The sequence below is a fragment of the Algimonas ampicilliniresistens genome (assembly GCF_030159955.1).
GTDB lineage: Bacteria > Pseudomonadota > Alphaproteobacteria > Caulobacterales > Maricaulaceae > Litorimonas > Litorimonas ampicilliniresistens.
Genome location: NZ_BSNK01000002.1, coordinates 1,393,064 through 1,405,770, shown reverse-complemented (window position 1 = coordinate 1,405,770; position 12,707 = coordinate 1,393,064). Strand labels below are relative to the sequence as shown.

At 57.5% G+C, this 12,707-nt stretch carries 17 protein-coding genes; 5 read left to right on the top strand and 12 right to left on the bottom strand.

Annotated elements, in window-relative coordinates:
- Window positions 1-67 precede the first annotated feature (67 nt).
- The gene (locus QQL54_RS14635) at window positions 68-676 is read right to left on the bottom strand and encodes a hypothetical protein (protein WP_284392149.1); all 609 of its coding nucleotides are present in this window, start codon (window positions 674-676) and stop codon (window positions 68-70) included.
- 36 nt (window positions 677-712) lie between these two features.
- Entirely contained in the window at window positions 713-1,033 is a 321-nt protein-coding gene (locus tag QQL54_RS14630) for a DUF2312 domain-containing protein (protein WP_284392146.1), read from the bottom strand.
- A gap of 102 nt (window positions 1,034-1,135) precedes the next feature.
- Between QQL54_RS14630 and QQL54_RS14625 the strand changes: the two genes are divergently transcribed.
- Together QQL54_RS14625 and QQL54_RS14620 are read left to right on the top strand one after the other, a co-directional pair.
- Window positions 1,136-1,339, top strand: a complete 204-nt coding sequence (locus QQL54_RS14625) for an HIG1 domain-containing protein (RefSeq protein WP_284392144.1) — start codon at window positions 1,136-1,138, stop codon at window positions 1,337-1,339.
- An 11-nt stretch (window positions 1,340-1,350) separates the two neighbouring features.
- A complete protein-coding gene (locus tag QQL54_RS14620) occupies window positions 1,351-1,926 on the top strand; it encodes a cob(I)yrinic acid a,c-diamide adenosyltransferase (protein ID WP_284392141.1) in 576 nt (191 codons plus the stop codon).
- 1 nt (window position 1,927) lies between these two features.
- Here the strand turns inward: QQL54_RS14620 and QQL54_RS14615 are convergent, their stop codons facing one another.
- A complete protein-coding gene (locus tag QQL54_RS14615) occupies window positions 1,928-2,545 on the bottom strand; it encodes an SCO family protein (RefSeq protein WP_284392138.1) in 618 nt (205 codons plus the stop codon).
- Window positions 2,546-2,635: 90 nt separating this feature from the next.
- Here QQL54_RS14615 and QQL54_RS14610 point away from each other — a divergent pair, with 90 nt between their 5' ends.
- Entirely contained in the window at window positions 2,636-3,955 is a 1,320-nt protein-coding gene (locus QQL54_RS14610) for an ActS/PrrB/RegB family redox-sensitive histidine kinase (RefSeq protein ID WP_284392134.1), read from the top strand.
- A 119-nt stretch (window positions 3,956-4,074) separates the two neighbouring features.
- Window positions 4,075-4,620 (top strand): ActR/PrrA/RegA family redox response regulator transcription factor, encoded by a 546-nt coding sequence (locus QQL54_RS14605; RefSeq protein WP_284392132.1) that lies wholly within the window; start codon window positions 4,075-4,077, stop codon window positions 4,618-4,620.
- A gap of 77 nt (window positions 4,621-4,697) precedes the next feature.
- On the opposite strand, the gene QQL54_RS14600 is transcribed toward QQL54_RS14605, so the two are convergent.
- Window positions 4,698-5,249 (bottom strand): fasciclin domain-containing protein, encoded by a 552-nt coding sequence (locus QQL54_RS14600; RefSeq protein ID WP_284392129.1) that lies wholly within the window; start codon window positions 5,247-5,249, stop codon window positions 4,698-4,700.
- Window positions 5,250-5,354: 105 nt separating this feature from the next.
- On the opposite strand from QQL54_RS14600, the gene QQL54_RS14595 reads away from it, so the two are divergent.
- On the top strand, window positions 5,355-6,551 hold the full coding sequence (locus QQL54_RS14595) for an acyltransferase family protein (protein ID WP_284392127.1): 1,197 nt from the start codon (window positions 5,355-5,357) through the stop codon (window positions 6,549-6,551).
- On the opposite strand, the gene QQL54_RS14590 is transcribed toward QQL54_RS14595, so the two are convergent.
- The 8 genes from QQL54_RS14590 to gcvH form a co-directional block, all read right to left on the bottom strand.
- A complete protein-coding gene (locus QQL54_RS14590) occupies window positions 6,548-7,552 on the bottom strand; it encodes an MBL fold metallo-hydrolase (RefSeq protein WP_284392126.1) in 1,005 nt (334 codons plus the stop codon). The two genes, QQL54_RS14595 and QQL54_RS14590, sit on opposite strands and share 4 nt — an antisense overlap.
- A gap of 630 nt (window positions 7,553-8,182) precedes the next feature.
- Window positions 8,183-8,575, bottom strand: a complete 393-nt coding sequence (locus QQL54_RS14585) for a hypothetical protein (protein ID WP_284392124.1) — start codon at window positions 8,573-8,575, stop codon at window positions 8,183-8,185.
- Window positions 8,576-8,685: 110 nt separating this feature from the next.
- Window positions 8,686-10,245: an aminomethyl-transferring glycine dehydrogenase subunit GcvPB gene (gcvPB, locus tag QQL54_RS14580; RefSeq protein WP_284392122.1), complete on the bottom strand. Its 1,560-nt coding sequence runs from the start codon at window positions 10,243-10,245 to the stop codon at window positions 8,686-8,688.
- Window positions 10,242-11,582 carry an aminomethyl-transferring glycine dehydrogenase subunit GcvPA gene (gene gcvPA / locus QQL54_RS14575; protein ID WP_284392120.1) on the bottom strand — a complete coding sequence of 447 codons (1,341 nt, stop codon included), beginning with the start codon at window positions 11,580-11,582 and terminating at the stop codon, window positions 10,242-10,244. Before gcvPA ends, gcvPB begins: the two co-directional genes overlap by 4 nt.
- Complete coding sequence (locus QQL54_RS14570; RefSeq protein ID WP_284392117.1) at window positions 11,583-11,771, bottom strand: hypothetical protein; 189 nt, start codon at window positions 11,769-11,771, stop codon at window positions 11,583-11,585.
- On the bottom strand, window positions 11,768-12,142 hold the full coding sequence (locus QQL54_RS14565) for a hypothetical protein (protein WP_284392115.1): 375 nt from the start codon (window positions 12,140-12,142) through the stop codon (window positions 11,768-11,770). Before QQL54_RS14565 ends, QQL54_RS14570 begins: the two co-directional genes overlap by 4 nt.
- On the bottom strand, window positions 12,135-12,335 hold the full coding sequence (locus QQL54_RS14560) for a glycine zipper domain-containing protein (protein WP_284392113.1): 201 nt from the start codon (window positions 12,333-12,335) through the stop codon (window positions 12,135-12,137). The genes QQL54_RS14565 and QQL54_RS14560 overlap by 8 nt, the downstream gene beginning before the upstream one ends.
- A 2-nt stretch (window positions 12,336-12,337) precedes the next feature.
- Window positions 12,338-12,706 (bottom strand): glycine cleavage system protein GcvH, encoded by a 369-nt coding sequence (gene gcvH, locus QQL54_RS14555; protein ID WP_284392111.1) that lies wholly within the window; start codon window positions 12,704-12,706, stop codon window positions 12,338-12,340.
- Between the last annotated feature and the right edge of the window lies 1 nt (window position 12,707).

Here is a 12,707-nt window from a genome sequence, read left to right as displayed (position 1 = left end):
TTTGAGCGTTTCAAGCGAATAGACCTGTCACAAATACGACCTGCGACAATATTCCCTAGAATGATCGCTAACTGTCGTTTTTCACGATCCTTAGAAACGGTTTTCCTACAGGTGGTCGCGTGAGTTCCGGTTCGGGAATATAGGGCTCGGGCCGTCCGTCTTCAGAACGTGCTTCTGTTTCAGGCGTGAAATCTTCATCCAGCTGACGCACGCGCGGGGTAAATTTTGGGCGCTTTGATTTGAAGGACGATCGCGGCTGACTGCGCTCATAGCGTGGACGCTCAAGCTTATCATCGTCGCTCTCTGGGACAGGTCGTTTTTTGAGGTCTTTGGCCTTGCGGTTCATGCCCGCTAAGACACGTTTTTGTGCGAATGAGAGCGCATCACCGGGTCGACCTTTTTCACGATCTTGAAAGGCAGAGCCAAATCGGTCGAGACGCTCAGAAACGCTTTCAGCGAATTCGTCTTCGAACTCGCTGATCTCGCCTTGCTCTTTCAGCGTGCGCTGCAAACGTTCTAACTTACGCTGTGCATTGCGCGCCGATCGCTCGCGAGCCTTACGTTCTTTGTCGCGTTGCTTATCGAGCGCAACATCACGGGCGGCCTGTTCAGCCTGCCATTGCTGCTTATCCCAATCCGATTTTCCGGATGAGTCTCTATCGAAGTCACTCGCCACGAAAGAACATATAGCGAACAAATTTGTAGAGATCAATCAGTCGTCGAGGGCACCCAAATAGAGGTCGAGCAAGGCTTCCTGTTCGGCGCGCTCATTGACGTCCTGTTTGCGGAGCGAAATCAGCTTACGCATCACTTTACTGTCGAACCCGAACGCCTTCACCTCGGAATAGACTTCGCGGATATCGGTCGTCAGTTCAGCTTTCTCAGCTTCTAAACGTTCGATACGCGCAATAAACTGGCGCAGCTTCTCACGGGTGGCATCACCCATTTGGTCTTGGCGGTCGGCTTCACTCATCATGGCGGTCGTTTCCTCTATCGCGGTCAGGCAGTTTCCTAGCGGGACAGATTTAGTCACGGCAGCCGGAATCAACAGCTTTTCTGTGGATGAGGTCAATTAATAACAGCACCAACGCGTTCTGACGCGTATACAGAGAAATAAGCACAGAAAGTCAGACTCATGTTTTACATTCTCATCTTCTTCGCCGCTCTTGCCATGCTTTACGTGGTCGCAACGCTCGTCATTGGCGGATCGCAAATGGCCCGGACGGGAAAAGGCGCGCGGGAAAAATCCAATAGCTGGATGTGGAAACGCGTCGGCGCGCAAGCCGTCGCGCTTGGCTTGCTCTTTCTTGCCTATCAGATCCGCAAGAATGGCGGCTAACGAACGCCGCCATGGTCAAACTCAATAAGATCTACACGCGTACGGGCGATGACGGATCAACCGGTCTGGTCGATGGATCGCGCCTATCCAAGGATAACGCCCGGGTGTCCGCTTACGGCGACGTTGACGAAACCAATGCCGTGATCGGCTTGGCACGTCTGCATGTCACCAATACATCGCTCGACCAAATACTGGCGCGCATTCAGAATGAATTGTTCGACCTCGGCGCCGATTTGGCGACACCGCTCCCTGATAAGGGAGACGCCGATAGCGAATACGCGCTACGAATGATCGCCTCGCAAGTCTCTCAGCTGGAGTCCGATCTCGACAATCTCAATGATGATATGAGCGCCCTCACCAGCTTCATCCTGCCAGGCGGGTCTGCCCCTGCGGCGCATCTTCATCAGGCGCGAACCGTCGCGCGACGCGCTGAACGCAGCATGGTCACACTATCCGACATTGCAGCCGTTAATCCTCACGCGCTGGCTTACATCAACCGCTTATCAGACTTTTTGTTTGTCGCGGCCCGTTGGTGCAATGACCAAGGATCGGGCGACGTGCTCTGGGTGCCCGGCGGCAGTCGCTAAGTCAGCGCCCTTTGGCCAGGTAAAGCCGCGTCCGAGCCGCAATTTCTGCTGGTGTGCTGCGACTTGTAAAGAAATCGACGAACTTCCCGTCATTGCCGAGCAGGAAGATGATGTCCTGATGGTCGACGGTATAACCCATATCAGAGCCTTCCAGCGGCACTTTTTGAGAAAAGACTTTATAAGCTGTTTTGATCTCGTCGACCTGTTCGACCGTTCCGCTAAAGCCGCGTAGATTGGTCGGGAAGCCGTTATTTGTCACATAAACGGCCAACTGTTCGGGCGTGTCACGTTCTGGGTCGACGCTCACCAGCACGAACTGAGCATCCTCGCCCGCATCGCCCATCAAGTCTTGTGATCGACCGAGTTTTTGAAGCGCCGTCGGGCATACATCAGGGCAATAAGAAAACCCGAAGTAAAGCAGGGTGGGTTGGCCTTCAAAGGCCGCCTCAGTCACCACCGCACCTGTGTCATCAACCAATGTAAAGGGACCGCCGAGGTCGGCTGTCCCAGAACTCACCGTTGCGCCTGCCTGTCCAGCCTCGCCAGATGTGGTGGACGGTCCGCAAGCCACAACGCCAAGTAAGGCCGCGATTGTCAAAGATAAGATAGAAGCACGCATCAATAGTCTCATAAAGGATTGGGTCGGACAGTGTCTTGAATACGTATATAGTCAGACATCCTGTCGGCCACCATAGGGGAGCACGGTCAAATGAACGCATCGAAGGCCATGAATGCTCCGACGGGTCCGCTAAACTCGCAATCAATCCCTAGTCGTCAGCTCACCGGAGCACTTCGCCGATATACGCTGGTGCTGTTGAGGTGGGGCGCCGTCCTAGGTCAGGCCCTGACGCTGTTGATCATATGGCAGATCTTTGGTTTCGAGTTTGCCTTCTGGCCCTCTCTCGGCGTTATCGGCGTCACAGCCCTCGTCAATATCGGCGTCAGCCTGTTGCTGCCTTTGGACCGGCGCGTCTCAGATATTGAAGCCATTGCACAACTTGGCTTCGACATCTTCCAACTGGCACTCTTGCTCTACCTTAATGGCGGTATCGAAAATCCATTCGCGATGCTCTTTCTCGCACCCGTCGTCACATCGGCGACAACCCTATCCAAGTCTGTGATGATGACTGTTGCAGGATGGGCGCTCCTCTTGGCAACCTCATTGCTGTTCTGGCATCAACCGCTGCCTTGGACGCCCGGTGTCGAGTTTGAACTACCGCGTATGTACGAATTTGGGTTGTTGGCGGGCATCATCGTCGGAACGACCTTTACCTCCCTCTATGCCTGGCGCACCACAACAGAGAGCCGGACCATGAGTGCCGCCCTATCCGCGACGGAACAAATGTTAGCACAAGAGCAGAAGTTGTCCGCCCTTGGGTCCCTGGCCGCTGCCGCTGCGCATGAGCTCGGCACACCCCTTGCGACCATCACCGTGACCGCCAAGGAAATGACACGCGAACTGCCGCCCGGACCGTTGGCCGACGATGCAGAATTGGTTCTGAGTCAGGCGCAACGCTGTCGATCCATCTTAGAGCAACTGGCTCTGCGTGGGGACACCCCAGACCTAATCCACGAGACGCTGAGCCTGGAAGATCTTCTAGAAGAAGCCGCCGAGGGCTTTATCGACCGCAATAAGGATCTCATTATCGAGAGTTACCAGAGCGATGGCGGGTTACCGCTGACAATCCAACGACGACCGGAATTGCTTTATGCGTTGAAAAACTTCACGGAGAACGCAGTCGATTTCGCTCAATCACGGGTGCGCCTGACGGCCCGCGTCATAGACGGCGAAGTCACTGTGACCATTGATGATGATGGCCCCGGTTTCGAACCACTGATCCGCACACGTCTCGGCCAACCTTATGTGACCTCGAGAGCCAAGGGCGGCAGTGCTGGCGGACTTGGTCTCGGCGTATTCATCGCATCGACCTTGGTCGAACGGACGGACGGCCGCGTTTATTATGAGCGCTCCCCAATCGGTGGGGCGCGAGTCCGAGTTGTATGGCCAGTGGACCGATTGAAGGCCTGACAGAGGCCATCGACCGATTAGGCTGAGCTGCATCAGATAGCTGATAAACTGTTCTTTTCTACGACCGAACCAAGCCATCGCGACATTTCGTCCGTATTCATCTTAGAAGAGGATATAAGATGAGCGAATATACGCTACCCAACGATCACACGCTGATGATCCTAGACGATGATGCGCCGCTTCGCATCCGGCTCGGACGTGCCTTGGAACAACGCGGCTTTGACGTCAGAACCTGTGAAACTGTGTTCGAAGCCAAACGCGAAGTTCGTGACAATCCACCTGCCTTCGCCGTACTCGACATGCGGTTAGAAGATGGCAATGGATTAGACGTGATCGAACAGCTTCACGAAGCCCGACCCGACAGCAAGATGGTCATGCTGACCGGCTATGGCAATCTCGCAACCGCAGTGTCCGCCGTGAAGCGCGGCGCTGTCGACTACCTCGCCAAACCTGCCGATGCCGACGACGTCTGTAAGGCCTTGCTGGCTGAACGCGGCGAAACACCGGAACCGCCGGAAAACCCGATGAGCGCCGACCGGGTCCGCTGGGAACACATCCAGCGGGTTTATGAGCTGTGCGGCAAAAATGTTTCTGAGACGGCGCGCCGTCTGAATATGCATCGCCGCACATTACAGCGTATTCTGGCGAAGCGCGCCCCGCGCTAATTCGGTTTAACTCCCCAAACAATTAGGCCCGGTCGTTTATAACGACCGGGCCTTTCTTTTTGATCTGTGATCGAGTGTTATTTCGGCAGTAAAACCGACGTCACGACATGCACAACACCATTGGAAGTCTGAACATCAGCCGTTGCTACAGTGGCCTTGCCGCCATTTTCGTCCTTCACATAGACTTTGCCGTCTTTGACATAGGCTTTGAGCTCGGCGCCCGACAGGGTTGTCAGCTTGGCTTTACCGTCATTGGCTTTGGCCAGCGCGATAATTGACGCCGCATCATAGGATCCGGCGACAACATGGCTGGTCAGGATGTTGGACAGCGTGCCTTTGTTTTCCGGTTTCAGCAGCGTGTCGACTGTGCCCGCTGGTAGGGCGCCGAATGCGTCATTAGTTGGGGCGAAGACGGTGAACGGACCGTCTGCCGATAGAGCACCCGCAAGATCGGCAGCTTGAACAGCCGCGACGAGCGTGGACAGCGCGTCAACAGAAACGGCGGTTTCAACGATGTTCGACGTTGGGGTCGCGCTCATCTCAGTTTTCATTTTCGTACCAGCAAATGCCGGAGCGGCGATTGCCGTCGTCGCGAGGAGTGCGGCTGCAAGGAGGGGCTTAAATGTCATGGTCGGGTGTCTCCGATAGGTTTTAGTCGGTCCGGGGATGCGAACCTGTCATAGCTACGCGTCCCAAAGCCGCGCGGACGCCGATATAACGCGAGCGTGAAGAGCGTGACCCAGCTGTCATCTACCCGTAAGCTTGAAGATAGGCTCTGCAGCACGTCCAGCCGACAAGCAGACTGGATTTGCGCGGCCCGCTCTGACATGGCGGACGACATGGCCATCGCCACCCCATCCCGTCTGGATCATGTTCAGGCCCTGCGCGGTCTGGCCGCGATGCTGGTTCTGTTTGCTCACCTTGCTCTGATTGAGGGTCGGACAGCGACGAACCCTATTCTACCCAGCAGTCTCGATTGGGGCATGATGGGCGTGGACCTGTTCTTCGTCATTAGCGGCTTCATCATGGTCTATGTCACGCGTGACTGGCAGGCAGGTGGCGGCCAAAACCGTATGCTGGGGCGCGTGCCGGAATTTCTGTTCGCGCGCGCAACCCGGATTTACCCGCTCTACTGGGTTGTGACAGCAGCCCTGTTCGCCGTCTGGCTGGTTCGGCCCGATCTGGTCTTCTCCAGCTCCCCCAACAATCCCACCGTCATCAATACGCTGTTCCTGATACCGGGTTGGGCTTACCCGCTGCTCGAAGTCGGTTGGACCCTAGTTTACGAGATGATGTTCTACGTCCTCTTCGCTCTGCTGCTGTTCCTCCCGCGTCGGTTTCGTCCGCTCGGCCTGCTCGTATGGGCAGCGATCGCGTTGGCGGGTAATCTGTTCAGCTGGCAGAGCCAGATCCCGGCCCTATCTGTCACCTCCACAGCGATCGCCTTTCACCTGTTCAATCCGCTCGTATTCGAATTCCTCGCGGGCGCGGCGGTCGGCTGGCTCTATCTGACCCGCACGGGTGACAAGACTGTCTCGCTGGCCCTGATCCTCTTCGGCTTGATCGGCATGGGGATGTGGATATTCTCCGCCGTACCGTTTGAGGATGGCTGGCCGCGTGTGCTGCGCTTGACCCTGCCCGCTGGCGCGCTGGTGCTCGGCGCAGCATGGCTCGACCACAGCAAAGTCAAAGCCCCGCGCTTTGCAGTCACGCTCGGCGATTGGAGCTATTCGCTCTACCTCACCCATTTGCTGAGCTTGGTCGCCCTGTCGAAGCTTTGGCAAATGGCGGGCCTGCAAGACCTGCCATCCCCGCTGTTGATCCTCATCATGCTCAGCGGCGCGCTGATCGTCGCGGGGCTGACCTATCGGTTCATCGAGAAACCGCTGATCAATCTCGCCCGATCCGGACGCAAACGCCTGTTCACCTAGTCCCGCAGCGTAATCACCATGCCGTCGCGGCCAATCTCCGCGTCTGCATCGCCGAGAAATAACCGCTCCGCCATCCGGTTCGGGGCTGCTGGCACCAGATGGGTCAGCACAGTGCGCTTCGCGTCGATCCGCTGTCCCAACTCCGCCGCACCCTTCGGAGTCATATGATAATCGGGAATGTCGAAGAAAATCTTGGCGAGCCGGTCATTGCCCGTCGCCCGCGCCGCCGCTTCCAACGTCCCCACCATATCGACATTCAGGGCCTCGGCCAGCAACAGGTCCGAGCCTCGCGCCTCCGGCGGCAGGGACACATTGGCCGTGCTGTCCCCCGTCAACACGACGGTTTTACCCGCATGGGTGACGACATAGCCGAGGGCCGGGCTGACCGGGGCATGCTCCGCTAGAAATGCGATCACCCGCACCGAACCGTCATCATAGACCACACCGGGCGTGATCACCTCGGCCACCGCGCCAAAGCCCGACGGCGGCACGACCGCTTCGCCGTGATGCGCAATGCGAAAATCACGGTCGCGCGCATAGGCTTGCATCAGCCCCGCCACGACATCCTCCACCCCGTCCGGTCCGGCAATGGGCAGCGGCGCATCTGCCCCACCGCCAGCCCAATGTTGCAGCATCAGCTCGCCCAGCCCGTCAATATGATCGGAATGCAAATGGGTCAGAAAGGCGCGTTCGACCTGCCCGCCCGGAAAGCCGATCTCGCCCATCCGGCGCACGGCGCCGCCGCCCGCATCGAAAATAAACAGCCGCCCATCCGCAACAACCCCGGTCATCGGGCCAACCCGGCTCGGATCGGGCAAGGGCGCGCCCGTGCCGATCAAGACAACATGCAGGCCCGGACCCAAATCCGCGACCCGGTCCACGCTCATGCGCTGCGCGACGGCCCGCTCAAATAAGGCCGGGGCGAGCATGGGCCGCAGCCCAATAAACGCACCGCCCATCAGCACCAAAATGCCCAAAATCAAACTGATCCGAAATTTCATATGCGGCCCCTCATCCTCGGATCGACTCTAGGGCAGAACGGACGCGGGTCAAATCATAGTCGTGATGGATGAGACGGCACACGTCCACGTCCTACCGCCCATCACGGGGTCGGCCAATGTCTGCAAATCCCGTGAAGTGACACGAGCGCGGACGCCACCCATCGACGGATGACAAAGGAAATACCGTTTTACGACAGACAAACGTCCGCGCGCTCGGTTGGCACACCCGATCAAAAGCGTCGTGTCTACCGACGGCCCACCATGAGCACACGCCGGGAGGGAGTTAGACGAGAAATGCGCTTTCGACGCACACCCGCCTGCCCCCTGTCTTTCGAGGGACGCACTGTGCGCTGGATATCCGACCCGGCTGATTGCCGGTCCGGTTCCTAGCCAGTCCGTCCACAGGACGGCCTGACCGCGTCACAGCTCGCTCACGCCCGAAAGCCATCATCGATCACTTTGCCGGATGGACCTGACTGCGCCTCATGATCTCGCAGACAGATCAGCCAACCAAACACCCGCCAAAACCAAAGAGCATGCCTCCTTCGTGTCCGGAGCGGGTGAGCCTAACAGACCACGGAAATGATAAGCGGGGATTAGTTTAGGGAGAAATAAAAAGTAAGGTAGAGCCTATTCCCCTTCTTCTAATTCAGGGACGTCTTCCATAATTTTACTTCGAATAAACTCGTCTTCTATAGCAGCAAAAAATGGTCTGACATAGCTGACCTGATTTGCTTCTCGACACAGCTTTGCAAGTTGATGGATGGCAAAACCTTGCAAAAAGCCATCATGGATTTGCAGGACTAAAGTGACAGCCTGGTCGCGAAGTCCCTCGTAACGATTACGTTCATAGTTATCATCAGGACGTTCAATGAACCCTCGAGCTGAGATACTGCCAACCTGACACAAATGTTGAACGCTCTGCGCCATCTTTGCGAACTCATCGATCGATGGTTCTGCATTCTCCACCTCATTCTCGGGTGAGGTTATTTTCTTTTCTGACACATGATCCCAAAAGTTCATCTTTTCCCTTTTGACAATAATCTCGGCGTTAGAATTATATCCGGAAAACTATTTGATCGTTACAATCTTGATAAACCCATAAGCACGAAGCCAATTCGTAAATCAGTATCCTACTCCGCCGCCAGCTTCCCATCCTCCAGCTCGCGCCACCGCAACACGGGTTTCCGCGCGGCTTGGGTCTCATCCAGACGCCGCATCGGCGCGTAGACCGGAGCCTGTTTGAACATTTCTGTCTCTCCCGCTTTCGCCTTTTCTGCGAGGTGACGCATGGAGCCGATGAAGCGGTCTAGCTCTTGCTTGCTTTCGCTTTCCGTCGGTTCGATCAGCATCGCACCGTGGACGACGAGCGGGAAATACATGGTCATGGGGTGGTAGCCTTCGTCGATCATCGCCTTGGCGAAATCGAGTGTTTCCACGCCCGTATCTTTGAGGAAGCGGTCATCGAATAGGGCTTCGTGCATGCAGACGCCGCCAAAGGCCGGGGTCATCACATCGCTTAGCGACGCTTGGACATAGTTGGCGTTCAGCACCGCATCCTCGGTCGCTTGGCGCAGACCGTCAGAGCCGTGGCTCATCATATAGGTCAGGGCGCGCGTATACATGCCCATTTGGCCGTGGAAGGCGCACATGCGGCCGAAGCTGTCGCTATCCACCGCTTCGACGAGGTCATAGCCCTCTTTTGTTTCCACCACATAAGGCACGGGCGCATAGTCTTTGAGCGCGTCGGACAGCACAGTCGGGCCGGAGCCGGGACCGCCGCCGCCATGCGGGGTGGAAAACGTCTTGTGCAGATTGATATGCATCGCATCGACGCCGAGGTCGCCCGGACGGACGCGGCCGACGAGGGCGTTGAAGTTCGCGCCGTCGCAATAGAAATAGCCGCCCGCCGCGTGGATCAGGTCGGCAATTTCGATAATATCACGCTCGAACAGGCCGCACGTATTCGGGTTGGTCAGCATGATGCCCGCGACCGTGTCCGGGTCGCTGGCGATCTTCTCTTTCAGCGCGTCGAGATTGACGCGGCCATCGCCGGATGCCGGGATTTCGTCGACGGTGAAGCCACATTGCACGGCGGTTGCCGGGTTGGTGCCGTGGGCGCTTTCTGGCACCAGAACGCGGCGGCGCTGCGTCTGACCATCCGCGTCGAGCCGCGCGCGGATCGCCATCATGCCGCACAATTCGCCATGCGCGCCCGCTTTGGGCGTCAGCGCGACGGCGGGCATGTTGCAAAGCGTCATTAGCCAATGCGACAGCTCGCTCATCAGCTCCAGCGCGCCTTGCACGGTGCTGATCGGTTGCAGCGGATGCACATCGGCAAAGCCGGGCATGCGCGCGACTTTTTCGTTCAGGCGCGGATTATGCTTCATCGTGCAAGAGCCGAGCGGATAGACGCCGAGATCGATGGCGTAGTTTTTTTGGCTCAGCCGCACATAGTGGCGCATGGTTTCGGGTTCAGACAGGCCGGGCAGACCGATCGTGCCTTGGCGCGCATTTGCACCGAGGCGGCTTTTACCACCTTTAGGCTCGGGTAGGTCGATCCCGGTTGTTTCCAGATCCCCGACTTCGAAAATCAGCTTCACGGCTTGGTCGAGCGCTTTGGAACCCGACACAGTGTGCGGGGTAACAGCGTTCAATGCTGTCGGTGATGTGGGGCGGCCTTGGTTATTCATGACAGCACCTCCTTCAGAGCCGTCTCAAAGGCGGCGAAGTCATCCGTGTGATTGGTTTCGGTCGCACAGACGAGCAGCAGATGCGCGTCGCCGTCCGGTTGAATGCGGGTGAGCGGGACACCGCCGAGAATGTTCTTCTCGGCCAACGCATCGACCACCTCTGCGGCGGGTTTGGAGAGTTTCAGCGTGAATTCGTTGAAGAAGGTGTCATTGACCAACTCCACCCCGTCGATAGCTGACAGCCGATCCGCGAGATCGCACGCCGCTTCGTGGTTGAGCGCCGCCAGTCGCGTGATCCCGGCTTCGCCGAGCAGCGTCATATGGATCGTAAACGCCAGCGCGCAGAGGCCCGAATTGGTGCAAATGTTGGACGTCGCTTTTTCGCGGCGGATATGTTGTTCGCGCGTGGACAGCGTTAGCACGAACCCGCGCTCGCCATTGGCGTCGACCGTTTCGCCGCAGACCCGGCCCGGCATTTGGCGCACCAGCTTTTGCGTGCAGGCAAACAGACCGACATGCGGCCCGCCAAAGTTCAGGCCAACGCCAATCCCTTGCCCTTCGCCGACAACAATATCTGCGCCTTGTTCGCCCGGCGGCGTAATTGCGGCCAGCGCGACCGGCTCTGTGAACACAGCGATCAGCAGCGCCTTATGCGCGTGGGCTTTTTCGGCAATCGGGCGCAGATCAATGATCTCACCGAAAACATTGGGCGATTGGACCACGACGCAGGCCGTGTCGTCATCAATATGGTCGATCATGTGATCATCACGACCCGGACGGCAGTCACGCTCATTGATCTGAATATTGAGGGTTGAGGCGAGCGTTTGCGTCGCGGCAGCGTAATGCGGGTGCAGACCCGGCGCGAGCACGGCCTTGGTCTTGCGCGTCACGCGCTTGGCCATAACCACCGCTTCGGCACAGGCGGTCGAACCGTCATACATGGAGGCGTTGGCTACATCCATGCCGGTCAGCGCCGCGACCTGGCTTTGAAATTCGAACAGGGTCATCAGCGTGCCTTGGCTGACTTCGGGCTGATACGGCGTGTAGGCGGTCAGGAATTCTGAGCGCTGGATCAGGTGATCGACAGTCGCCGGAATATGGTGGCGATAGGCCCCCGCCCCACAGAAAAACGGTACCGATCCGGCTGAGACGGACTTGGCCGACAGCTTGCCCATATGGCGCTCAACCGCTTGTTCAGATTGATGTTTCGGCAGATCCACCAGATCCGACAGACGCGCCGATTTCGGCACATCCTGGAACAGATCATCAATGGAACTGACACCGACCACGTCGAGCATTTGCGCCCGATCGCTATCGGTCAAAGGAAGGTAACGCATCTATTTATCCTGTTTGTCGACGGGAAGACGTTTGAAAAGAAAGAGAACGGTCAGGCCAGTAATCGCACCGATTGCGGCCGATGCGAGCAGATCAAGCCATGCGGGCTCAAGATAGACCAAACCCGCTAGGGCGGGAGCCGCGATGATGGCGGCGAGCAGGGCAATAATACGGAGCCATTTATTGCTCATGCCGCACCCTTCCAGAGACAGACTGCGGCTAAAACGGCAATCACCAAACCGATCACGTCAGCCAAAACGATGGGGCGCAGCGCGCCAGACATTTCACCGTGCGCCCATGCAATCACCAGAAATCCACCCATGCTGACACCCGTCCCAATCAATACGGGCCAGCGCGCGGACGGGATGAAAATCGCATAGATCAGCGCCGCTGACAGGATCGCAAACAGCAAAGCACGGTGCTGCAATAGCGTCGTCAAAACGGTGTCGCTCGCGTCAAACCCATAGAGCGAAGACAGGCGCGCAGGCGCGATGACAGCCATGGCGGGCAACGCATGGATCAGCGCCAAAGCGCCGAAGAGAAACGGGAGAAGTTTAGTCATCTACGCCGTCATCCGCCGAAGAATTGTCATCGGTTTTTTCAGAGGTTTTGCCTGACATCGCCACGCCTAGACCCGCGCCGATCGCAATGCCCACCGCAAGCCAAAGACCGAGATTGCCTGTTGCGACGCCAACAGCCGTCCCGATGGAAATTCCTAATGCGATACCGACGCCTGTCTTCGGACCCTTTTTCATCCTTAAAGTCCCTCGCAATATTCCTTATACGCCGCTTCATCCATCAGTGTATCGAGCGCGCTTTTATCGCTGACACTCATTTTGACGAACCAGCCGCCATCCATTGGCGCGGCGTTTACGGTTTCTGGGGCCCCTTCGAGGTCTGCATTCACTTCGGTCACTTCCCCGGCGATGGGAGCGTAAACCTCAGACGCCGCTTTGACGCTCTCGACCACGGCGAGTTCATCGCCTGCATCGACCTCGTGACCCACATCTGGCAGTTCGACAAAGACGACATCGCCCAGCTGTTTTTGCGCATAATCTGAAATGCCGACTGTCGCGACATCGCCGTCAAGGCGGACCCATTCATGGTCCTTGCTGAATTTCAACATC

Excerpts from the sequence above, each read along its gene's own strand:
- QQL54_RS14625 (WP_284392144.1), top strand. The coding sequence starts at position 1,136 with ATGTTTTACATTCTCATCTTCTTCGCCGCTCTTGCCATGCTTTACGTG.
- QQL54_RS14620 (WP_284392141.1), top strand. The coding sequence starts at position 1,351 with ATGGTCAAACTCAATAAGATCTACACGCGTACGGGCGATGACGGATCA.
- QQL54_RS14615 (WP_284392138.1), bottom strand. The coding sequence starts at position 2,545 with ATGCGTGCTTCTATCTTATCTTTGACAATCGCGGCCTTACTTGGCGTT.
- QQL54_RS14610 (WP_284392134.1), top strand. The coding sequence starts at position 2,636 with ATGAACGCATCGAAGGCCATGAATGCTCCGACGGGTCCGCTAAACTCG.
- QQL54_RS14605 (WP_284392132.1), top strand. The coding sequence starts at position 4,075 with ATGAGCGAATATACGCTACCCAACGATCACACGCTGATGATCCTAGAC.
- QQL54_RS14600 (WP_284392129.1), bottom strand. The coding sequence starts at position 5,249 with ATGACATTTAAGCCCCTCCTTGCAGCCGCACTCCTCGCGACGACGGCA.
- QQL54_RS14590 (WP_284392126.1), bottom strand. The coding sequence starts at position 7,552 with ATGAAATTTCGGATCAGTTTGATTTTGGGCATTTTGGTGCTGATGGGC.
- QQL54_RS14585 (WP_284392124.1), bottom strand. The coding sequence starts at position 8,575 with ATGAACTTTTGGGATCATGTGTCAGAAAAGAAAATAACCTCACCCGAG.
- gcvPB (WP_284392122.1), bottom strand. The coding sequence starts at position 10,245 with ATGAATAACCAAGGCCGCCCCACATCACCGACAGCATTGAACGCTGTT.
- gcvPA (WP_284392120.1), bottom strand. The coding sequence starts at position 11,582 with ATGCGTTACCTTCCTTTGACCGATAGCGATCGGGCGCAAATGCTCGAC.
- QQL54_RS14570 (WP_284392117.1), bottom strand. The coding sequence starts at position 11,771 with ATGAGCAATAAATGGCTCCGTATTATTGCCCTGCTCGCCGCCATCATC.
- QQL54_RS14565 (WP_284392115.1), bottom strand. The coding sequence starts at position 12,142 with ATGACTAAACTTCTCCCGTTTCTCTTCGGCGCTTTGGCGCTGATCCAT.
- QQL54_RS14560 (WP_284392113.1), bottom strand. The coding sequence starts at position 12,335 with ATGAAAAAGGGTCCGAAGACAGGCGTCGGTATCGCATTAGGAATTTCC.
- gcvH (WP_284392111.1), bottom strand. The coding sequence starts at position 12,706 with ATGTTGAAATTCAGCAAGGACCATGAATGGGTCCGCCTTGACGGCGAT.